Source organism: Humibacillus xanthopallidus, assembly GCF_006716675.1.
GTDB lineage: Bacteria > Actinomycetota > Actinomycetes > Actinomycetales > Dermatophilaceae > Humibacillus > Humibacillus xanthopallidus_B.
Map to the genome: position 1 here is coordinate 298,320 of NZ_VFPM01000004.1, position 21,609 is coordinate 319,928.

The 21,609-nt window shown below is 72.5% G+C and carries 17 protein-coding genes; 11 read left to right on the forward strand and 6 right to left on the reverse strand.

Annotation, left to right across the window (positions count from 1 at the left end; genetic code table 11):
* Positions 1-53: 53 nt before the first annotated feature.
* Positions 54-653 carry a class I SAM-dependent methyltransferase gene (locus FBY41_RS20875; RefSeq protein WP_141846790.1) on the forward strand — a complete coding sequence of 200 codons (600 nt, stop codon included), beginning with the start codon at positions 54-56 and terminating at the stop codon, positions 651-653.
* 10 nt (positions 654-663) lie between these two features.
* Here FBY41_RS20875 and FBY41_RS20880 read toward each other — a convergent pair whose 3' ends face one another.
* Entirely contained in the window at positions 664-2,556 is a 1,893-nt protein-coding gene (locus FBY41_RS20880) for an ABC transporter ATP-binding protein (RefSeq protein ID WP_141846792.1), read from the reverse strand.
* A gap of 89 nt (positions 2,557-2,645) precedes the next feature.
* Between FBY41_RS20880 and FBY41_RS20885 the strand changes: the two genes are divergently transcribed.
* Genes FBY41_RS20885 through FBY41_RS20905 form a run of 5 tightly spaced genes read left to right on the forward strand, consistent with a single transcriptional unit; the run spans position 2,646 to position 6,831 of the window.
* The gene (locus FBY41_RS20885) at positions 2,646-3,095 is read left to right on the forward strand and encodes a MarR family winged helix-turn-helix transcriptional regulator (RefSeq protein WP_141846794.1); all 450 of its coding nucleotides are present in this window, start codon (positions 2,646-2,648) and stop codon (positions 3,093-3,095) included.
* A complete protein-coding gene (locus FBY41_RS20890) occupies positions 3,092-3,949 on the forward strand; it encodes a hypothetical protein (protein ID WP_141846796.1) in 858 nt (285 codons plus the stop codon). Before FBY41_RS20885 ends, FBY41_RS20890 begins: the two co-directional genes overlap by 4 nt.
* A gap of 2 nt (positions 3,950-3,951) precedes the next feature.
* A complete protein-coding gene (locus tag FBY41_RS20895; RefSeq protein ID WP_185749188.1) occupies positions 3,952-4,494 on the forward strand; it encodes a 2'-5' RNA ligase family protein in 543 nt (180 codons plus the stop codon).
* Positions 4,491-5,525, forward strand: a complete 1,035-nt coding sequence (locus tag FBY41_RS20900) for an LLM class flavin-dependent oxidoreductase (protein ID WP_141846800.1) — start codon at positions 4,491-4,493, stop codon at positions 5,523-5,525. The genes FBY41_RS20895 and FBY41_RS20900 overlap by 4 nt, the downstream gene beginning before the upstream one ends.
* 1 nt (position 5,526) lies before the next feature.
* Positions 5,527-6,831, forward strand: coding sequence for a glycosyltransferase (locus FBY41_RS20905; RefSeq protein WP_185749189.1), 1,305 nt, complete (start codon positions 5,527-5,529; stop codon positions 6,829-6,831).
* A gap of 306 nt (positions 6,832-7,137) precedes the next feature.
* On the opposite strand, the gene FBY41_RS20910 is transcribed toward FBY41_RS20905, so the two are convergent.
* Positions 7,138-9,159, reverse strand: coding sequence for an NADPH-dependent 2,4-dienoyl-CoA reductase (locus FBY41_RS20910; RefSeq protein WP_141846804.1), 2,022 nt, complete (start codon positions 9,157-9,159; stop codon positions 7,138-7,140).
* 76 nt (positions 9,160-9,235) lie between these two features.
* Here FBY41_RS20910 and FBY41_RS20915 point away from each other — a divergent pair, with 76 nt between their 5' ends.
* Positions 9,236-10,675: a flavin-containing monooxygenase gene (locus tag FBY41_RS20915; RefSeq protein WP_185749190.1), complete on the forward strand. Its 1,440-nt coding sequence runs from the start codon at positions 9,236-9,238 to the stop codon at positions 10,673-10,675.
* A 51-nt stretch (positions 10,676-10,726) separates the two neighbouring features.
* Here FBY41_RS20915 and FBY41_RS20920 read toward each other — a convergent pair whose 3' ends face one another.
* Positions 10,727-12,043, reverse strand: a complete 1,317-nt coding sequence (locus FBY41_RS20920) for a DUF4921 family protein (protein ID WP_141846808.1) — start codon at positions 12,041-12,043, stop codon at positions 10,727-10,729.
* 31 nt (positions 12,044-12,074) lie between these two features.
* On the opposite strand from FBY41_RS20920, the gene FBY41_RS20925 reads away from it, so the two are divergent.
* Genes FBY41_RS20925 through FBY41_RS20935 form a run of 3 tightly spaced genes read left to right on the forward strand, consistent with a single transcriptional unit; the run spans position 12,075 to position 16,215 of the window.
* A complete protein-coding gene (locus tag FBY41_RS20925; RefSeq protein ID WP_260439956.1) occupies positions 12,075-14,408 on the forward strand; it encodes an exo-beta-d-1,3/1,6-glucosidase in 2,334 nt (777 codons plus the stop codon).
* Between the two features lie 9 nt (positions 14,409-14,417).
* The gene (locus FBY41_RS20930) at positions 14,418-15,395 is read left to right on the forward strand and encodes an NADPH:quinone oxidoreductase family protein (RefSeq protein WP_141846810.1); all 978 of its coding nucleotides are present in this window, start codon (positions 14,418-14,420) and stop codon (positions 15,393-15,395) included.
* Between the two features lie 10 nt (positions 15,396-15,405).
* On the forward strand, positions 15,406-16,215 hold the full coding sequence (locus FBY41_RS20935) for an SDR family NAD(P)-dependent oxidoreductase (protein WP_141846812.1): 810 nt from the start codon (positions 15,406-15,408) through the stop codon (positions 16,213-16,215).
* 36 nt (positions 16,216-16,251) lie between these two features.
* Here FBY41_RS20935 and FBY41_RS20940 read toward each other — a convergent pair whose 3' ends face one another.
* From FBY41_RS20940 to FBY41_RS20950, 3 genes are all read right to left on the reverse strand, one after another.
* Positions 16,252-16,740, reverse strand: a complete 489-nt coding sequence (locus tag FBY41_RS20940; protein ID WP_141846814.1) for a DUF1269 domain-containing protein — start codon at positions 16,738-16,740, stop codon at positions 16,252-16,254.
* 104 nt (positions 16,741-16,844) lie between these two features.
* The gene (locus tag FBY41_RS20945; protein ID WP_141846816.1) at positions 16,845-17,417 is read right to left on the reverse strand and encodes a TY-Chap domain-containing protein; all 573 of its coding nucleotides are present in this window, start codon (positions 17,415-17,417) and stop codon (positions 16,845-16,847) included.
* Positions 17,414-17,917 carry an acyl-CoA thioesterase gene (locus FBY41_RS20950; protein WP_141846818.1) on the reverse strand — a complete coding sequence of 168 codons (504 nt, stop codon included), beginning with the start codon at positions 17,915-17,917 and terminating at the stop codon, positions 17,414-17,416. The genes FBY41_RS20945 and FBY41_RS20950 overlap by 4 nt, the downstream gene beginning before the upstream one ends.
* Positions 17,918-17,991: 74 nt before the next feature.
* Here FBY41_RS20950 and FBY41_RS20955 point away from each other — a divergent pair, with 74 nt between their 5' ends.
* The gene (locus tag FBY41_RS20955) at positions 17,992-21,558 is read left to right on the forward strand and encodes a DEAD/DEAH box helicase (protein ID WP_141846820.1); all 3,567 of its coding nucleotides are present in this window, start codon (positions 17,992-17,994) and stop codon (positions 21,556-21,558) included.
* The last annotated feature ends 51 nt before the right edge of the window (positions 21,559-21,609 follow it).

A 21,609-nucleotide genomic window follows, 5' to 3' on the forward strand; every position in this document is an offset into this window, starting at 1 on the left:
CCTGGGCGACGGCGGAAGTGGCCCGGAGGCGGCTGGCGTCCTAGGGTGCGCGGATGGCGAGCATCGAGCAGCGGCTGCGGGCGTACTACGACGAGGAGATGGCGCAGCGGGCCGAGCGCCCGCTCGGCGCCGAGCGTGAGAGCCGGCTCGCCGCTTTCGTGCAGCACTGTCACGAGGCGGGACTGACCTCGGTCGTGGAGATCGGTTGCGGGGCGGGGCGCGACGGCAAGGTCCTCGCAGCGTCGGGGCTGGCCTACCGCGGCCTCGACCTGTCGACAGCCGCCGTGGAGCTGTGTCGTGGCCTCGGCCTCGACGCCGTCGTCGGCTCGGCGACCGAGCTGCCCTATGACACCGACGAGTTCGACGCCGGCTGGTCGATGAGCACCCTCATGCACCTGCCGGGCGACGGCCTGGCGGTCGCGCTCAGCGAGCTGCGCCGCGTGATCCGACCAGGTGGAGTGCTCGAGGTCGGGCTCTGGGGTGCTGACGAGAGCTGCGAGTGGACCGACCCGGACGGCCGCTACTTCCGCAGCCGCAACGACGAGGAGCTCCGTCGGCTGCTCTCGGCGGTGGGCCGGGTCACGGAGTTCGACACCTGGTCGAGGTTCGAGGACGGCGGCCACTACCAGTGGGCGCGCACCGTCGTGGAGTGACCGTCAGGACTCAGGCGGCGAGTGCCGGCTCCGGCTCCGTCTCCGCGCCCCCGCGAGCCGCCACGAGGCGGGCGTAGCGCCCGTCCTGCGCCAGCAGGGCGTCGTGGTCGCCGAGCTCGGCGACGTGGCCGTGGTCGAGCACCGCGATCTGCTCGGCGGGGCGCACGGTCGACAGCCGGTGCGCGATGGTGATCGTCGTCCGGCCCTTCATGAGCCGTTCGAGAGCGGCCTGCAGGTCGCGCTCGGTCTCGTTGTCGAGGGCGCTCGTGGCCTCGTCGAGCACGAGCACGCGGGGGTTGCGCAGCAGCGTGCGGGCGATGGCGAGACGCTGACGCTCACCACCGGAGAAGCGGTGACCACGTGCGCCGACGACCGTGTCGAGCTGGTCGGGGAGGGCGGCGACGAGGGCCGACACCTGGGCGGCCTCGAGCGCGCGCCACAGGTCGACGTCGCTCGCGTCGGGAGCGGCGAGCAGGAGGTTGTCGCGGATCGAGGCGTGCACGAGGTGCGTGTCCTGGCTGACCACCCCGACGATGCGGGCGAGGTCGGCGGGGTCGAGGTCGCGCAGGTCGATGCCGTCGATGGTGACCCGGCCCGACGTCGGGTCGTGCAGGCGGGCGACGAGGCCGGCGAGGGTCGTCTTGCCCGAGCCCGTCTCTCCGACGAGAGCCAGCGTCGTGCCCGCGGACACGGTCAGCGAGACGTCGTCGACGGCATACCGGCTCGTCGGGTCGTGGGCGAAGCGCACGGCCTCGAAGCGGACGTCACCGCGGAGGGTGTCGTGGTCGATGCGGACCGGGTCGGCTGGGGGAGCGATCTCGACGGGCAGGTCGAGGTAGCCGAAGATCCGGCTGAAGAGCGCCATCGAGCTGATCCACTGGGCGCCGACGTTGAGCAGGCCCATGAGCGGACGGAAGATGCCCGCCTGGAGCGTCGTGAAGGCGATGAGCGTGCCGATCGTCATGCCGCCCGAGGTCGCGGGGAAGCCTGCGGCGAGGTAGATGAGGGCAGGGATGGCGGCGAAGATGATCTGCATCGTCGCCATGCGCCAGCGACCCGCGAGCTGCGAGCGCATCTCGAGGTCGACGAGGTCGGTCGAGGTGTCGGTGAAGCGGCGCGCGGTCGTCTCGGCGGCGCCGAGCGTCTTGACCAGCGTCATGCCGCTGACGGTCAGGGTCTCCTCGACCTGGCTGTGCAGGTCGGCGAGGCGGCGCTGCCGGCGGGCGGTGATGTCGCGGCGGAGCAGCGCGACCCGACGGGTCATCCACACCGCCGGGGGGATGACGAGCAGCGACAGGAGGGAGAGCTGGGGGCTGAGGGCGATCATGGCGATCGCGGTCGCGACGGCCGTCGTCACGTTGCTCGCGATCGACGTGGCGGTCGAGGTGATGACGGCCTGCATGCCGCTGATGTCGTGGGTGAGGCGCGACTGCACCTCGCCGCTGCGGGTGCGGGTGAAGAAGGCGATCGACTGCCGCTGCAGGTGCGCGAAGACGTCGGTGCGCAGCCCGTGCATGACCCGCTCGCCGACGCCCGTCGTCAGCCAGGTCTGCACGACGCCGAGCAGCTGCGTGACGAGGGTGACGGCGAGCATGCCGCCGACGGCCCAGAGGAGGAGGCTGACGTCCTGGTGGGGCAGCGCGTCGTCGATGACGGCCCGCAGGAGGAAGGGCGAGGCCATCGAGATGACCGAGATGGCGACGATGATCGCCGTGACGGCGGCGACCTGCCGCCGGTGGGGGCTGAAGAGCGCGAGGACCCGGCGCATCGGCACGGGTGACTCGGCGAGCTGCTCGCGGTCGGCGGGGTCGATCTTCTCGGGAGCGCGCCCGAAGCGGCCGCCGTGGCCGCCCTGGGCGCCGCGCTGTCCGGCGGGCTGTACGGGGCTGGTGGTGTCGTTCACGGAATCACTCCATCTATGTTCTCCGATTCACGATGCTGAGGTTACCTCACTATGAGGCAGCAAGGCAAACCAGGTCGTATGCTGCTCCCATGCGCCCCGCCGACGACCCGCCCGTCGACGCGACGTCTCCTGACGAGACCTCCCTCGACGAGCTGCTCATGGGCGCCGCCCGAGCCTTGCGGCGCACGTGGGCGGGCGGGCTCGGCCCGGACCTCTCGCCGCACGACGCGCGGGCGCTGCGCGTCATCGGCCACCACGGCCCCACCCGACTCGGGGTCGTTGCCGACCACCTGCGCATCGCGCCCCGGTCGGCGACCGATGTCGTCGACCGCCTCGAGGCGCGGGGACTCGTCGAGCGGGCTCCCGACCCCGCCGACCGCCGGGCCATGACCGTGTCGCTCACCGATGTCGGCACCGCCGTGCTGGCTGACGTCGACAAGGCCCGTCGCGAGGGGGCCGCCGAGTTCTTCGGGGTGCTGAGCGAGGACGAGCGCGCCTCGCTCGCCGGCATCCTCGGCAGGCTGGACCCCCGCGCGTGAGCGGCATCGTCATGGTCGAGGGGCTGCCCGGGTCGGGCAAGAGCACGACCGCGCACGGCCTCGCGCAGTGGCTCGGCGGCCGGGGCGTCGCGGTGGAGCACTTCGCCGAGGGCCGGGTCGACCACCCCGTCGACTTCGAGGAGGTGGCGGTGCTGACGGCTGCCGACCTGGATGCCATCGCAGCTGGATCGACGGAGTTCGTCGAGGCCCTGGACGGCGCGGCCGAGCGCCACGGCGACGTGTGGCTCGTGCGCCACCCCCTCCACCCGTCGCTCCCGGCCGGTCTCGTCGAGCTGCTGCGCGTTCACGATGCCTACGACGGTGACGTGCCTGCCGGGCTGCACTCCCGGGTGCTCGTCGAGAGCTGGCGCCGTTTCGGCGAGACGGTCCCCGGACCGGTCCAGGTGTGGGAGTGCGTGCTCCTCCAGAACCCCGGCTGTGCCCTCGTCGCACGGGCAGACGAGACGGTCGACGTGCTGGCCCGTCACGTGACCCAACTGGTCGAGACCGTGCGCTCGCACCGGCCCGCCCTCGTCTACCTCGATGCCGGCGATCCGGCGCCCACCCTCGAGCGAGCAGCCACCGAGCGTCCAGCGGAGTGGCTCGAGAGCGTCATCGCCTACCACACCACGCAGGGCCTCGGACTGCGTTGTGGGCTCGAAGGATTCGAGGGCTACGTCGAGTTCATGCGCAGACGTCGCGAGATGGAGCTCGAGATCGTCGCCGGCCTCGACCTGCCGACTCTCGTCGTTGCCGTGGGTGACGGCTGCTGGAGCGAGCACGAGGCCTCCGTCCGCGCGTTTGTCTCCGAGCACCTGGACCTCGCGGGCCGGGCGCCGGCCGAGGTCGCCTGACCGTGTCGCTCCACTCCGTCGAAGCGTTGCTCGATGCCGCAACAGACGCGGCGGTGAGGCAGGAGTGGACGGCGCTCGCTGCGGCCGGACTCCCGAGCCAGGCGGCCCACCAGGGCGTGACGAACGCTCCTCACGTCACGCTGTCGGTCGCGAGCGGGGTCCCTGACTTCGTCGAGAGCCGGATCGCCCGAGAGCTCGCTCCCCTGCTGCCCGTGCCGGTGCGCCTCGGGCCGCTCATCGTCATGGGGTCTCGCCGCTTCGTGCTGGCCCACCTCGTCGTGCCGACCGACGACCTGCTGGGCCTGCACGCCACCGTCGCCCGGGCGATGTCTGCGGCGCCCGACGTGCCCGACGTCGTGCGGCCGGGTCGGTGGACGCCGCACGTGACCCTGGCTCGCGGTCTGGGCTCGCGCCAGGTCGGTGAGGCGCTCGCCGTGCTCGGGCGCACCCGACCGCTCGACGGGGCCATCGAGTCCGTGCGGCGCTGGGACCCCACGGCACGGCGCGCGTGGCCCGTCGGCGGCAAACCTACGATGGAGCCATGAGCCTCGAACTCGGTCTCGACACCTTCGGCGACATCGCCCTCGACGCCGACGGCACGCCCCTGCACCCGGCCGTCGTCATCCGTGAGGTGCTCGCCGAGGGTGAGCTCGCCGACCGTCTCGGCCTCGACTTCTTCGGCGTCGGGGAGCACCACCGCGACGACTACGCGGTCAGCGCGCCGGACGTTCTCCTCGCCGGGCTCGCCACGCGCACCGAACGCATCCGGCTCGGCACGTCGGTGACGGTGCTGAGCAGCGACGACCCGATCAGGGTCTTCCAACGCTTCTCGACGGTCGACGCACTGAGTCACGGGCGCGCCGAGATCACTGTCGGCAGAGGGTCGTTCATCGAGTCGTTCCCGCTCTTCGGGCTCGACCTCTCCGACTACGAGTTGCTCTTCGAGGAGAAGCTCGACCTGCTCGCCGCCGTCGTCGCGGAGGAGCCGGTGAGCTGGCAGGGCTCGATCCGCCCGCCCGTGCACGCCGAGCGCATCATGCCCTCGACCGAGTCGGGCCACCTGCGCGTGTGGGTCGGCGTCGGAGGCACGCCGCAGTCGGTCGTGCGGGCGGCCCATTACGGCTTCCCCGTCGTCATCGCCATCATCGGCGGCTCGGCACGGCAGTTCGTCCCGCTCGCCGACCTCTACCGCCGAGCGCTGTCCGAGATGGGCAAGCCAGAGCTGCCGCTGGGAGTCCACTCGCCGGGCTACATCGCCCCGAGCGACGAGCAGGCGCGCGAGGAGTTCCTGCCGCACTTCCTGCCCTACATGAACAAGCTCGGACGCGAGCGGCGCTGGGCCCCGATGTCCAAGGAGCAGGCGGCGCTGCAGCTCGGCCCCGACGGCGCGGTCTACTGCGGCTCACCCGAGACGGTCGCGGCCAAGATCGCCGACACGACAAGGGCGCTCGGCCTCTCTCGCTTCCAGCTCAAGTACTCCTTCGGCACCCTGCCGCACGCCCAGCGGATGGAGTGCATCCGGCTCTATGCCGAGGAGGTCGTGCCGCGGGTGCGTGAGCTGCTCGCCGAGGACTGACGTGCGCGTCCTGCTCGTCGGGATGGGCTCGCGCGGCGACGTGCAGCCGCTCCTCGCGCTCGCCCCGCGTCTCGAGCAGTTGGGGTATGCCGTCTCGCTCGCCGCCGCCGCAGACTTCCGCCCGCTCGTGGAGGGTCACGGAGTGCGCTTCGAGCCGTTGTCGTTCGACCTCGAGGGGCCGCTGCGCACCGGACTCGGTCGCGAAGGGCTGCAGGGCTCGGCGACGACCCAGGTGCGCGAGGCGCGGCTCATGCGTCAGGTCGTCGCGCAGACGGCGGAGGCGCTGGCAGCGGACCTCGAGCGACTCGTGGCGCGGGCCGACGCCGTCGTGTCGGGCGCCCTGACGTTCGATGCCGTCCACGCCCTGCTCTCGGTCGACGGACGGTCGGCGAAGCCGCACGTCTATGCCGTCTTCGCGCCGGTGTGGCCGAGTGCCCACGGCCCGTCCGTGGCGCTCGCCCTGCGGCCACACGCCGAGTCCCGGCTGAACCTCGCGTGGAGCATGCTCGCCGGCCGGGTCGCCCTCGACCTGTTCCGGCCGCCGGGCGACCTCATCCGTCGACGACGAGGCTTGCCGCGCAATACGTTTCGCGGCTACGTGGCCGCTGCCCGGAGCACGCCCACGCTGCTCGGAGCAAGCCCGAGCATCGTGCCGCCTGCCCCCGACTGGCCGCCGGCCCTGCGCCAGACGGGCTACTGGGTCGACGCCGTCGGCAACCCCCGGGCAGACGACCGTGGTGACCTCGAGCCGCAGCTGGAGCGCTTCCTCGCGGCGGGGCCGCCGCCCGTCTACGTCGGCTTCGGGTCGATGCCCACCCCGGACCCGGTCGGGGTGGCGCGCGACGTGGCCGGCGTGCTGAGGCGTCTCAGCGCGCGCGGCGTGCTCAGCGAGGGCCTCGCCGGACTCGCGGTCCCGCGAGGGTCGGGCGACGGAGCGTCCGGAGGGCCGCAGGTCATCGGCGTGGGCGCGACCAGCCACGAGGCGCTCTTCCCCCGGTGCGCTGCAGTCGTGCACCACGGCGGGGCGGGCACCACGGCGGCGGCCCTGCGGGCAGGCGTGCCGCAGGTCGTCGTGCCACATGCCGCCGACCAGCCCTACTGGGGCCGGCGGATGGCCGACCTCGGTGTCGCGGCCGAGCCGATCGCGCGCAAGGACCTGACGCCTGCGCGCCTCGAGCGGGCGCTCGACGTGGCCCTGTCCCGGGGAGCCCGCGAGGCGGCATACCGGCTGGGCGAGCAGGTGCGTGCCGAGGACGGCGCCGGCGAGGCCGCTCGCCTCATCCACGCGCACATCAAGGGCCGCTGAGCCCGCCCGCACCCAGCAACCAGTCGAGTGCCCACTTCTCGACGTCGGAAACTGGGCACTCGACTTGCGCAGAGGTCGAGTGCTCACTTCTCGGCGTCGGAAACTGGGCACTCGACGTGCGGGGAGGGTCGAGTGCCCACTTCTCGACGTCGGAAACTGGGCACTCGACGTTCGGGGAGGGTCTAGTGCTCACTTCTCGGCGTCGGAAACTGGGCACTCGACGTGCGGGGGAGGTCGAGTGCTCACTTCTCGGCGTCGGAAACTGGGCACTCGACTGGGAGGGGCCGGGGCCGGGGCGGGGTGCTGCTAGATCGTGGCGGCGAGCTCGGTGGCCTGGCGGATGGCGCGCTTCGCGTCGAGCTCGGCGGCGACGTCGGCGCCGCCGATGACGTGGATGGGGATGCCGCGCTCGGCGAGCGCCGGACCGAGGTCGTTGACCGACTCCTGTCCGGTGCACAGCACGATGGTGTCGACCGCGATGACCTCCGGGTCCGTGTGGTCGGGGCCGTGGGTGATGTGCAGCCCGGCATCGTCGATGCGCTCGTAGTTGACGCCGACGTGGTGGTGAACTCCCTTGGCCTTCAACGAGGCCCGATGCACCCATCCCGTCGTCTTGCCCAGGCCCTTGCCGATCGGAGTCGCCTTGCGCTGGAGCAGGTGCACGTCGCGCGGGGAGGGGGAGGGGTGCGGCGCGACGAGTCCGCCGCGAGAGGCATCCGGCGCGCCGACGCCCCACTCGGCCATCCACTGCTCGACGGTGAGCGGCGACTCGACGTGGGTGAGCCACTCCGACACGTCGACCCCGATGCCGCCGGCGCCCATGACGGCCACCCGCCGGCCCACGGGGGCGCCGTCACGGACGGCCGCCGCATACGTCACGACCGAGGGGTGGTCGATGCCGGGCACGTCGGGGATGCGCGGCACCACTCCGGTCGCGACGACCACCTCGTCGAAGTCGGCGAGGCCGTCGACGCCGGCGCGACGCCCGAGGTGCACCTTGACGCCGGCGAGCTCCAGGCGCCGCCGGTAGTAGCGGATCGTCTCGGCGAAGTCCTCCTTGCCGGGGATGCGCTGGGCGATCGCGAACTGCCCGCCGAGGTCGTCGCCGGCCTCGAAGAGCTCGACCCGGTGGCCGCGCTCGCTGAGCGCCACGGCGGCTGCGAGCCCGGCGGGGCCGCCGCCGACGACGGCGACCGCCTTGGAGCGTCGGCTCGGGGCGAGCACGAGGAGCGTCTCGTGCGCGGCGCGCGGGTTGACGAGGCAGGTCGCCGTCCGCTTCGAGAAGGTGTGGTCGAGGCAGGCCTGGTTGCACGCGATGCACGTGTTGATCTCGTCGGCGCGGTCACCCGCTGCCTTGGCGACCCAGTCGGGGTCGGCGAGGAGCGGCCGCGCCATCGACACGAGGTCGGCGCTGCCGTCTGCAACGACCCGCTCGGCGAGGTCGGGCATCGTGATCCGGTTCGAGGTGACGAGCGGCACCGACACCTCGGGTCGCAGCTTCGCTGTGACGCGGGTGAAGGCTCCGCGGGGCACCGACGTGACGATCGTCGGCACCCGCGCCTCGTGCCACCCGATGCCGGTGCTGATGATCGTCGCCCCGGCAGCCTCGACCTCCCGGGCGAGCGCGACGATCTCGTGCCACGTCTGCCCGTCGGGCACGAGATCGAGCATGGAGAGGCGGTAGACGACGATGAAGTCCGGGCCCACGGCCTCGCGCACGGCGCGCACGACCTCGACGGGCAGCCGCCTGCGGCGCTCGGGGGAGCCGCCCCAGTCGTCGTCGCGGTGGTTGGTGCGGGGGGCGAGGAACTGGTTGAGCAGGTAGCCTTCCGAACCCATGATCTCGACGCCGTCGTAGCCGGCCTCGCGGGCGAGCCGGGCGCACCGCGCGTAGTCCTCGATGGTGCCGCGAACGGCCCGGTCGGACAGCGCCCGCGGGGTGAAGCGCGAGATGGGGGACTTCTCCGCAGAGGCCGACACCGCGAGCGGGTGGTAGGCATAGCGCCCCGCGTGCAGGATCTGCAGGGCGATCTTGCCGCCCTCGCGGTGCACGGCGCTCGTCATGACGCGGTGCCGGCGCGCCTGCCTGGCGGAGACGAGCACGGAGCCGCCGGGATAGAGCGACCCGACGAGGTTGGGCGCGAACCCGCCCGTGACGATGAGCCCCACCCCGCCGCGGGCGCGCTCGGCGAGGTACGTCGCGAGGCGGTCGAAGTCACGGGCGCGGTCCTCGAGACCGGTGTGCATCGAGCCCATGACCACGCGGTTGCGCAGCGTCGTGAAGCCGAGGTCCAGCGGCTGGAGGAGATGGGGGTATGCCGTCGTCACGCGTTCGAGGGTAGCCGCTGGTTACCGCTCGGTAGCCGAGGGCGCGTCGAGGGTCACAGTGGGTGACAATGGCGTCGTGACCGAACACCTCGACGTCCTCGTCGTCGGCGCGGGCCTCTCCGGCATCGGTGCCGGCTACCGGCTCCAGACGATGACGCCGAACCGCACCTACGCGATCCTTGAGTCGCGCGACTCGCTCGGGGGCACCTGGGACCTCTTCCGCTACCCCGGGGTGCGCTCCGACTCCGACATGATGACGCTCGGCTTCCCCTTCGAGCCCTGGAACGAGCCCGACGCCATCGCCGACGGAGGCAAGATCCTCGACTACCTGCGCGAGACGGCACGCAAGTACGGCATCGACCAGCGGATCCGCTTCGGCCACAAGGTCGTCGGCGCGTCGTGGTCGACCCCCGACGCGCGCTGGACCGTCACGGTCGAGCACGGTGCCGAGCGTCTCGAGCTGACCTGCTCGTTCCTCTACCTCTGCAGCGGCTACTACGACTACGAGCGCGGTCACGAGCCGGACTTCCCGGGCCGTGACTCCTTCGAGGGGCGCGTCGTCCACCCGCAGTTCTGGCCCGGCGACCTCGACGTCGCGGGCCAGAAGGTCGTCGTCATCGGCTCGGGCGCCACGGCCGTCACGCTCGTGCCCGCGCTCGCCGATCGCGGCGCCGACGTGACGATGCTCCAGCGCACGCCGACGTGGATCACCTCGCTCCCCCGACGGGACCGCGTGCGCGACATCGTGCAGCGGGCCCTGCCCGTCGGCGCCGGTGGCACGGTCGTGCGCTACAAGAACGTCCTCACGACGATGGCCTTCTACGAGCTGACGCGCCGCCGGCCGAAGGTCGCCAGGTCACTGCTGTCGAAGGGTGCCACCCGCTCGCTGGGGTCGGCGACGATGGTCGCCGACCACTTCACCCCCACCTACGACCCGTGGGACCAGCGCCTGTGCCTCGTGCCCGACGGAGACCTCTTCGAGGCGCTGCGGTCGGGTCGGGCCCACGTCGTGACCGACACGATCGAGACCTTCACGCCACACGGCATACGGCTGGCGTCGGGGCGCGAGCTCGACGCGGACGTCATCGTCACGGCGACGGGCCTGCGCATCAAGCTCGCCGGGGGCATCGACATCGTCGTCGACGGGGAGCGCCGGGCGACCCGCGACCTCACCGTCTATCGCGGCACGATGTTCGTCGACGTGCCGAACCTCGCCATCAGCGTCGGCTACGTCAACGCCTCGTGGACGCTGCGCTCCGACCTCGCGAGCCGCCACCTCTGCCGCCTGCTCACCCACATGGAGCACCACGGGTGGCGCATCGCCGTGCCGCGGGCGCCGGAGGGGATGGCCGCGCGGCCGCTGCTGCCGCTCGACTCGGGCTACGTGCGCCGCGCCGGCGACGAGCTGCCGCACCAGGGCGACACCGCGCCCTGGCTCATGCGCCAGAACTACCTGCTCGACCGGCGCGACATGCTGCGCGGGGACATCACCGAGGCGATGTCCTTCTCCCGTTGACGACCGTTGACGGAGCGCGGACGTCCACCCCGGTGATCCGGGCTCGGCGGATCAGCCGACGGTGATCCGCGCGGAGACGAGCCCGCGGCCCGCGAGGTCGCGCAGGCGGGTGACGGTGCGGTCGTGGACGGCCCACGGGTCGATCGTGTTGACGTAGATCTTCGTGCCCCCCTCGAACCCCGCCGGCGTCGAGACCCGCAGCTTGACGACCGCGCGCAGCGGGATGGGCAGGTCGAGCAGCGGGGGGCCGTGGTGCCACTCCTCGTTGGTCGGCACGTCCACCCCGATCGCGGCGTGGCACGCGTGGACGAGGTCGGAGAAGTCACGCACCTCCTCGTCCGACAGCTCCCACGGGCGGCACTCGGTGTTCGTCGTGTGCACGACCAGCGACGGGTACTGGTGCCCCACGCCGGCGAACGCCACCGCGGTGCGGGTCCGCGCGACGACGAGCCCCTCCTCGTCGGCGAACTGCCAGCCCCACCGGGCAAACAGGTCGGGCTCGGCCCGGACCCGGTCGGTCTCGCGCTCGAGGTCGACGCCGGGCTCGTCGATGGCGACGAGCTGCTTGTGCAGGTGGTCGAAGGAGGCGCCGGCCGGACGCAGCCAGTTCTGGAACGCCGACACGTAGCGCGCATGTGGGTTGCCGCGATAGAGGTCGTGCACGGCCTGGATCGTGAATCGCGTGTATTGCCAGTGTTCCTCGGGAGTGAGCGTGCCGGACCCGGCGTTCTGCCAGTCGTCCAGGGCGCCGTCGACGAAGTGTCGCCTGGCGACGACGACCTGGTGGTTGCCGGCGAAGAGCCCCACCGACTCGCGCTCGAGGTCGCGCTCGTCGAGCGGCTCGGCGTCGGCACCGGGGGTCTCCCGAGCGCGCATGCGCACGCGAGCCAGAGCCATCAGGTGGGCCCGCCCTCCGGGCGTCGAGAGGTATGCCGTCCGGTGGGCCTGCGACTCCGGGGTGGGCTCGAAGCCGTGGGCGAGGTGCCAGTAGTCGTAGGTGAGGATCTCGAAGAGGTTGGGGAAGAGCCGGAACTGCGCAACCGTGTCGCCGAGCTGCTCGGCGGTGAGCCCCCGGATCTCGTGCCAGCCGCCGGCGTCCCTGACGAGGCGGGCGATCTCGGGGGTCGTCTCGAGGAGCCGGCCGGGGCAGAAGGCGCAGTAGCGGTCGTGCATCGTCGGGTCGAGGGGGGCCGGGTCGGGCCGCGACACCGTGAGGGGCCGGGCTGCGCGACCGGGCAGCGTCCACACCTTCGTGCCGGTCACGGGGTTGACCTGCTTGACCGTGCCGTCGGGCAGCCGGATCAGCGGCTGGACGGTGCGACGATCGGCACGGAGGTTGCCGGGCTTCGATCCGGTGGGCTCGGTCACGGCCTCAGACTAGGTGGACTAGCGTCGAGACGTGGACGACGACGACCCGACCGGCCTGCCCTACCGCGACCCGACCCTGACCGTGGACCAGCGGCTCGACGACCTGCTCGGGCGCATGACTCTGGCCGAGAAGGTCGGCCAGATGCTGCAGCTCGACGCCCGCGGCGACCTCGGCGAGATCATCCACGGCAAGCTCGCCGGCTCCATCCTCCACGCCTCACCCGAGACCCTCGTCGCGGCCGTCGAGCAGGCTGCGCAGACCCGCCTCGGCATCCCGCTGCTGACGGCCGACGACTGCATCCACGGACACTCCTTCTGGCCGGGCGCGACGATCTTCCCGACCCAGCTCGGCATGGCCTGCACCTGGGACGCCGAGCTCGTCGAGCGCGTGGCCCGGGTCACCGCCCTCGAGGTGTCGGCCACCGGCATCCACTGGACCTTCTCGCCCGTGCTCTGCATCACGCGCGACCTGCGCTGGGGCCGGGTCGGCGAGACCTTCGGCGAGGACCCCCACCTCATCGGCGAGCTCGGTGCCGCCATGATCCGCGGCTACCAGGGTGACGGGCTCACCGACCCCACGGCGATCCTCGCCTGCGCCAAGCACTTCGCCGGCTACTCCGAGACCCAGGGCGGGCGTGACGCGAGCGAGGCCGACCTCAGCCGGCGCAAGCTGATCTCGTGGTTCCTGCCGCCCTTCGAGCGGGCCGTCCGCGAGGGCTGTCGCACCTTCATGCTCGGCTACCAGTCGATTGACGGCGTGCCGGTCACGGCCAACCAGTGGCTCCTCGACGAGGTGCTCAAGGGCGAGTGGGGCTTCACGGGCACGCTCGTCACCGACTGGGACAACGTCGGCCGCATGGTGTGGGAGCAGAAGATCTGCGCCGACGACGTCGAGGCGGCCACCGTCGCGGTGCGGGCCGGCAACGACCTCGTCATGACGACGCCCGCCTTCTTCGAGGCAGCGCAGGAGGCCGTCGCCCGAGGCATGCTCGACGAGGCGGCCATCGACGCCGCCGCGCGTCGCGTGCTGCGGGTGAAGTTCGAGCTCGGCCTCTTCGAGGACGCCCGCCCGCCGGACCCCGCCCGGCAGGCGCAGGTGATCGGCTGCCGCGAGCACGCCGACCTCAACCTCGAGGTGGCGCGGCGCTCCCTCGTGCTGCTCACGAACGACGGCACCCTGCCCCTCCTCCCTGCCGGGTCTGCTCGCGACGCCGCGGGACGCCTTGGCATGACGGCGGATTCGTCGCCGACCATCGCGGTCATCGGCCCCAACGCCGACGACCCCCAAGCCAACCTCGGCGACTGGGCGGGTGCATCGGGCCAGGTCGACTGGATGCCGGACGGCCATCCCCGCGACACGGTCGAGACGGTCCTCGACGGCTTCCGGGCCGTCGTGCCGTCGGGCTGGACCGTCACCCATGCCCGCGGCGCCGAGATCGAGGTGCTCGTGCCGGACCCCCAGGGTCCGCTCTACCCGGACGGGCAGCCACGGCCGGCGGTGTCGCAGGCGGCCCCGCTCGATCCCGCGCAGCTGGCCGACGCCGTCGCGGTCGCATCGGCGGCAGACGTGGCCGTCGTCGTGCTCGGCGACACGATGGCCCTGACGGGAGAAGGCTGCTCGACTGCGACCCTCGACCTGCAGGGCGGGCAGGTCGCGCTCCTCGACGCCCTCGTCGAGACCGGCACGCCCACCGTCGTCGTGCTCTTGCACACCAAGCCGTGCGTCCTCCCCCCGAGCGCCCTCCGTGCCGCCGCCGTCATCGAGGCCTTCAGTCCCGGTATGCGTGGTGGCCGTGCCGTCGCCGAGCTCGTCCTCGGCCGCATCGAGCCCTTCGGCCGGCTTCCCGTGTCGGTGCCGCGCCACGTCGGCCAGCAGCCGACCTACTACAACCAGGTGCGCGGCCAGCACGGCGACCGGTATGCCGATCTGACGCAGGAACCCCAGTTCGTCTTCGGCGAGGGCCTCTCCTACACGACAGTCGAGTGGTCCGACCTGACGCTCGACACCGCGGACGTCTCACCTGACGACGTCGTCACGGCGACGGTCACGCTGACCAACACGGGCGACCGGACGGCATACGAGCTCGTGCAGGTGTATGTGACTGACGCCGTCACGAGCGTCACGTGGGCAGCCAAGGAGCTCAAGGCCTTTCAGCGTGTCGAGGTGCCTCCCGGTGAGTCCGTCACGACGAGTGTCGAGCTGCCGGTGGCTGCCTGCACCATCGTCGACGCCGCGGGTCGGCGCGTCGTCGAGCCCGGCGACTTCGAGCTGCTCGTCGGCAGCAGCTCTCGCGACGCCGATCTGCAGCGAGCGCGGTTCACCGTGCGCGCCCCGAGCACCGCCCGCCCGTCCGTCACCGCCTGAAGGAGCATCATGCGCGCAGCCAGAGTCATCACCCTCGACGGGCCAGGCCATGTCGTCGTCGATCCCGATGTCGCCGAGCCGACGCTGACGGCGGGGCACGTGCTCGTCGACGTGCACGAGGCGGGAGTCAACTTCCCCGACGTCCTCATGTCCAAGGGGCTCTACCAGATGCGGCCGGAGCTCCCCTTCGTGCCGGGGTCGGAGTGCGCAGGGGTCGTGCGCGAGGCCGGTGCGGGCAGCGACTTCCGACCGGGCGACCGGGTGGCCGCCTTCCCCGTGCTCGGCGCGTTCGCCGAGACCGTGTCGGTGCCGGAGGCCATGGTCTTCCCCCTGCCCGACACCGTGTCGTTCGAGGCCGGTGCGGCCCTGCCGATGAACTACCTCACCGTGCAGTTCGCCCTCGACCGGCGGGCGCGGCTCGAGCGCGGTGAGGACGTGCTCGTGCACGGCGCTGCCGGCGGCATCGGCACGGCAGCGATCCAGATGGCCCGGGCCATGGACGCGCGCGTCATCGCGGTCGTCTCGTCGCCCGACAAGATCGAGACGGCACGGGCGGCCGGCGCGCACCACGTCGTCATGGCCGACGGGTTCCTCGCTGCTGCAAAGGAGCTCACTGCTGGCCGCGGCGTCGACGTCGTCATCGACCCGGTCGGTGGAGACCGGTTCACCGACAGCCTGCGCAGCCTCGCGCCGGAGGGACGGCTGCTCGTCATCGGCTTCACCGCCGGCGAGATCCCCGAGGTCAAGGTCAACCGGCTGCTGCTCGGCAACACGAGCGTCGTCGGCGTCGGCTGGGGTGCCTTCTGGCAGCACCGCCCCGAGTACCTCCGGGAGCAGTGGGAGGCCCTCGTGCCGCTCCTCGAGCAGGGCCTGCTCTACCCGCCGATCAGCTCGCGGCACCCGCTCGACGACGTCGTCGGCGCGCTGACCGAGATCGACGAGCGCCGTGCGCGGGGCAAGGTCACCTTGACCGTACGCACGGCCTAGGTTGGGCCGTATGCCGTCCCGCTCACGTCACGCCGCCACCGCTGCCCGCCGGGTGCTCGTCACCGGCGCCGCCTCCGGCCTCGGGCTCGCCCTCGTGCGCGCCTTCGTCGCGAGGGGCGACCAGGTGCTCGCGACCGATCTGCAGACCGAGCGTCCTGACGTGCTCCCGTCGGCGGCGGCATACCTGCCCCTCGACGTGCGCAGCGACGAGGCGTGGGACGCGGCGCTCGCCCACGTGCGTGAGACGTGGGGCGGGCTCGACCTGCTCGTCAACAACGCCGGCGTCGCCGCGGGTGGGCGCATCGACGTGGCGACGATGGACGAGTGGCGATGGATCGTCGACATCAACCTGCTCGGGGTCGTGCGCGGGTGCCGCACCTTCACCCCGCTGTTCAAGGAGCAGGGGAGAGGGCACATCGTCAACACCGCCTCCCTCGCCGGGCTCGTGCACGCGCCGGGCATGTCGGCCTACAACACCGTCAAGGCCGGGGTCGTGGCGCTGAGCGAGACCCTGTCGCACGAGCTCGCCCCGCACGGCATCGACGTCTCGGTCGTCTGCCCGTCCTTCTTCCGCACCAACCTCGGCGACTCCTTCCAGGGGGCCGACACCGAGATGGAGGATGCGGGCAGGCGGATGGTCAGCGGGTCGCGGCGCAGCGCCGGGCAGGTGGCCCAGGTCGTGGTGCGAGGCATCGACGCCCGGCGCGACGTCATCCTCACCGATCGCGAGGGGCACGTCGCCTGGCGGGCGAAGCGCTTCGTCCGGCCGGCCTACACCGCCGTCATGAAGCGCGCAGCGGCCCGGCGCCTCGGCGCGTGACCCGCACCCGGCGCTGCTTGGCAGCAGCCCTCGCGCTCAGTGCCCCCCGAAGGTCTCGAGGAGCACCTGCCGCTCGGCGCCGGTGAGGTTGGTGTCGATGAGCTTGGAGTTCATCCCGTGGAAGCGCTCGCCGACGCGGTCGAGGTCGCCGGCCTCGGTGACGACGAAGAGAGCCGACGTGCCGGGGGTGACCTCGGTCCTGATCCGCTCGAGCTGATCCTTGGTGATGCCGGCGTCCTCGGTCACCTTGCTGATCGCGCCGAGGGCGGCGCCGGCCACACCGCCGATGACCGGCACGAAGAAGAGCGCACCGATGAGAACGCCCCAGAGGGCGCCCCAGCCGGTGCCCCGCCACGTCTCTTCGTGGCCCTGCTTGCTCCGGGGGTGCGCCTCGCCCTCGGGCCAGGAGACGATCGCGTGGTCGAGGATCGTGATGAGTCCCTCGCCCTCGCACTGCTTGAGGATGGACTCCGCGCCGTCAGCGCCTTCGGGGGTCTCGAACTTCCACACGGTGAACGCGGCCATGCCAGCTCCTTCGGGGTGGGCCCGCTCGACCGTCCGGCCATCTACGGGCTCTCGACAGTTCCGACGATACCGCCGTGCGACGGCGGTGGCAGGCGGTCTGCGGATCAGCCGGGCGCCGATCCCCCGGTCGGTCGTCGGAGCACGACATCGTCCGGCGAGAGCGCGCCGAGCACCCGCTCGAGGCTCTTGCGGAGCAGGTCGGCAGCCTCGGTCGCGGTCTCGGCTGCGGGGTGCTCGTCGGCGAGCGCGTAGGTGCGCTCGAAGGCCGGCCCACTGCCCTGCTGCTCCCAGCCCAGCGCCACGAGCGCCTGCTCCTGCTCGGCGGTGAGGTCGCTCAGCCCCTCGAACTCCGTGTCGCTGATGCACTCCAGCGCGAGGACGCCCTCGAGGAGACGGGCCTGGAGGAACACGTCCGACACGGGCTCGCGCGCCCCGTCGGAGGCCTTCGACGCGCCTCTGCGTCGTGACCAGCGGCGTTCGCGCACAGGCGCGCCCGCGGCATACGGCGGAGGGGTCGTGGAGGCGTCGGACGTCCCGGAGGAGCGGCCCGCTGACCCGTCGGGGGCGGCGGCGATCGTCAGCCACTCGCCTTCCGTGAGGTCGGTGAGCTCACCGGCGATGCGCGAGGTCCACTGTCCCCATGTCTCCGCCGCGCCCGCCGTGCCCGCCGTGCTCATGATGCGTCCGTCGCGGGCGACACGAGCGCCGACTGCATGAGCGTGCGCAGGTGGTCGGGGATCGGTGTCGGCCGGCGGGTCGCGGCGTCGATCTCGACGTGCACCCAGTGACCCAGCGCCTTGATGCCGAGGTCCTCGGGCGAGGCGCCGGCCGGGTCGACGAAGAGACCCAGCTCGTAGGTGACGCTCGTGCGTCCGAGCCGGATGACCCGCAGACCCACGACGAGGCTCGAGGGGAAGCCGACCTCGGCGAAGAACGAGCACCCGGACTCGGCGACGACGCCCTGGGTCGCGTCGGTCATCGGGTCGATCGTCACGTGCTCGGCCTGCCAGCCGTTGATGGCCGAGTCGAAGAGCTCGTAGTAGACGGCGTTGTTGAGGTGGCCGTACATGTCGTTGTCGGACCATCGGGTCGTCACCGGCCGCCGCACCGGGAAGTCGTCGAGGGTGAGGGCGCGGGCAGCCGCAGCCCCCGACCGGGTCGTCGCCACGTCGGACATGCACCCATGGTGCCGCACGGGCGGGGCTGTGGATGGCCCCTGTCGGTGTCACCTTCGACACCTAGAGTCGGGTCATGGCGTGGAGCGTGGGTCGGGCGACGTGGGTGGCGACCCTCAGCGACCCCGAGATCGCGCAGCAGGTCGGCTCGCGCACCTTCGACCGGGGGGTGGGGTATGCCGCCGAGGCCAGGGTGCGCTCGCTCGCCTCGCGCCCCGACGGGCTCATGCTCCTCGGCACGATCGAGGGCAGCGGCTCCGAGACCTACCAGACGATCATCGAGGCGCGGCCGCACCCGAAGGGCCGCTCACACCTGTGGAGCGGCCGCTGCAGCTGCCCCGTCGGCACCGACTGCAAGCACACGGTCGCGCTGCTGCTCGTCGCCCGCGACATCGCCAACGGCATCGAGCCGCGACGGCCGAGCACGTCGGGTGAGGACGGCGGTCAGGCAGGGGAGGGCGCTTCGGGCTCGCCCGTCCTCCCGCCGGCCGCCGGGCGCCCCGGTCTCGGCGAGGTGCACTGGAGCGAGCTGCTCGGCCACGTCACACCGCGGGTGGCGCCCACCCCGGGTGAGACCCGAGTGCGCCCGGAGCCGCGAGGCGACCTCATGCCCGCCGGCCTCTTCGTCGACACGATCTACCGCGAGCCGCGAGGAGCGCGCGGCTCGGGCAGCGCGCGCCCCACGGGCCGGTCGGGTGGACTCGCGGGCCTGCCCGTGCCGGGCTACGGCCTGCGGCCGACGCGCTGGACCCGCGCCGGCGCCTGGCACCGCACCCTCTCGTGGCACGACGCGCTGCCCCAGTGGCGCGCCGGCATCCGCCTGCTGCCCGAGCACGAGCGCATCCTCTCCCGCATCCACGACGCCACTCGTCACGGATCGGGCAGCACGACCTACTTCACCCCCGTGCCCCCGATCTCCCTCGACGCGTCCCCCGACATCTGGCCGCTGCTCGTCGAGGCGCTCGACGCCGGGGTCGAGATCATGCCGGGCGAGGGTGTCGTCGGGCCGGTCGCCGTCGCGAGGGAGCCGGCAACCCTGACGCTCGCGGTGCTGCGTGCCGACGACGGGTCGGGCGACCTCGTGCTGAGGGTCGTCACCGAGGGGCTTCCCGACGTGCAGGGCGAGGTGCTGCACCTCGGCGACCCGGTGCACGGCATCGCCGTGGCCGGCGACGACGGCAGCCTCACCCTCGTGCCCCTCGACCAGGACCTCGAGCTCAGCTCGGAGGGGCTGATCCAGGCCCTCGTCGGGATGCGCGTGCCGGCGGCCGAGCGGGCGCGCTTCCTCGGCACGACCGTGCCGGGCCTGCGCCAACGGGTGCGGGTGCGCTCCCAGGTGCCGTTGCCCGCTCCCGAGCCCGACGGTCTCTCGGACAGCCAGGACGCGGGCGACGCCGGGTTCCCGGGTCTGTCGGCACCCGGCTGGCAGCCGCCGGCGGTCACCGTGCACGTCACGGTCGGCAGCGACATGCCGGGCGAGGTGCGGCTCGACCTCGGCTTCGCCTACGACGGCACGCTGCGTCCGTTCACGGCGCAGCGCTTCGGCGGCGCGCTCGGCGGACGCGACCGCGACGCCGAGCTCGAAGCCCTGCGCGCCGCCTCGTCGCTCGACGAGGTGCCCGGGGCGACCCGCGGCGACCGCGACGGGCCGTATGCGCTCGCCCCGCTGGTCGTCCTGCGTGGGATCGCCGCGGCCACCTTCGTCCCCGACGTGCTGCCGGTGCTCGAGGCCGACCCGCACGTCACCGTCGAGATCGACGGCGAGCTGCCCGACTACGAGGAGGTCACCTCCGCCCCGATCGTGCACCTCGGCGCCGTCGACCGGGGGCCCGGCGCTTCGACTCGCGTCTCGCCGGGCTCGGGCGGCCCCGCCGAGACGGGTGACTGGTTCGACCTGCACGTCACCATCGAGGTCGAGGGCGAGGAGGTGCCCTTCGAGCCGCTCTTCGGCGCCCTCGCGCGAGGCGAGGAGGTCATGTTCCTCGACTCCGGGTCGTGGTTCCGGCTCGACCGCCCCGAGCTGCACCGGTTGCGCGCCCTCATCGACGAGGCCCGCGAGCTCGCCGACCCCGAGTCAGGCGGCCTGCGGCTGTCGGCTCACCACGCCGACCTCTGGGACGAGCTCGTCGCGCTCGGCGTCGTCGACGAGCAGAGTGCGCGCTGGGCCGCCAACGTCGAGGCGCTGGGGTCGCTCGACGACGGCCCCGTCGCCGAGGTGCCCCCCGACCTGCGGGCGACGCTGCGCCCCTACCAGCTCGACGGATTCCGTTGGCTCGCAAGGCTGTGGGACGCCCGCATCGGCGGCATCCTCGCTGACGACATGGGTCTCGGCAAGACGATGCAGGTCATCGCCGCCATCGCCCGCGGCCGCGACCGGGGCGAGGTCGGAGGTGACGCCGGACCGGTCCTCGTCATCGCGCCCACCACCGTGGTCGGCACGTGGATGGGCGAGCTCGCCACCTTCGCCCCGCACCTGTCCGTCGTGGCCGTCACCGCGACGGAGCGCAAGCGCGGGGTGCCCCTCGCTGACGAGATCGTGGGCGCCGAGGTCGTCATCAGCTCGTATGCCGTCCTCCGCCTCGACGACTCCGCCTTCCACTCCGTGCGGTGGTCGGGGGTCGTCCTCGACGAGGCCCAGTTCGTCAAGAACCGGCAGGCCAAGACGCACGTCGCCGTCCGCAAGCTGGGGGCGCCCTTCACCATCGCCGTGACCGGCACCCCGCTCGAGAACTCCCTCATGGACCTCTGGTCGCTGCTCTCGCTCACAGCGCCCGGCCTCTACCCGCGCCCCGACGTCTTCACGAAGAACTACCGCAAACCGATCGAGTCCGGTCAGCGGCCCGAGCTGCTCGACCTGCTGCGCCGGCGCATCCGGCCCCTCATGCTCCGGCGCACCAAGGAGCAGGTCGCGATCGACCTGCCGCCCAAGCAGATCCAGGTGCTGCCGCTCGAGCCGCACCCCGTGCACCGCCACATCTACGACCGGCACCTCCAGCGTGAGCGACAGCGGGTGCTCGGGCTCCTCGCGGACCCGGAGTCCAACCGCGTCGCGATCCTCGCCGCCCTCACCCGGCTGCGCCAACTCGCCCTCGACCCGGCCCTCGTCGACCCGGCGCACGCCGGCAAGGCCACGCCGGCGAAGGTCGACTTCCTCGTCGACCAGCTGCGTGAGCTCGCCGCCGAGGGGCACCGCGCGCTCGTCTTCAGCCAGTTCACGGGGTTCCTGCGGGGCGTCGAGGCGGCGCTGGCGCGCGCGGGGCTGCACACGGCATACCTCGACGGGTCGACGACCGATCGGCAGTCGGTCGTCGACGACTTCCGCCAGGGCGACGCCGTGGCGTTCCTCATCAGCCTCAAGGCCGGCGGCTTCGGGCTGACGCTGACCGAGGCCGACTACGTCTTCGTCCTCGACCCGTGGTGGAACCCCGCCGCCGAGGCGCAGGCCATCGACCGGGCGCACCGCATCGGCCAGAGCCGGCCGGTCACCGTCTACCGGCTCGTCTCGGCGGGCACCATCGAGGAGAAGGTCGTCGCGCTCCAGGACCGCAAGCGTGACCTCTTCCAGCGGGTGGTCGACGACGGCGGATCCCTTTCCGGGGCGATCACGGCCGACGACGTGCGCGACCTGATCGGCCTGGCCTGAGGAGGCCGCGCCGGACCGGCTCGCTCGTGCCGTCGGGGCACGCAGGAGGAG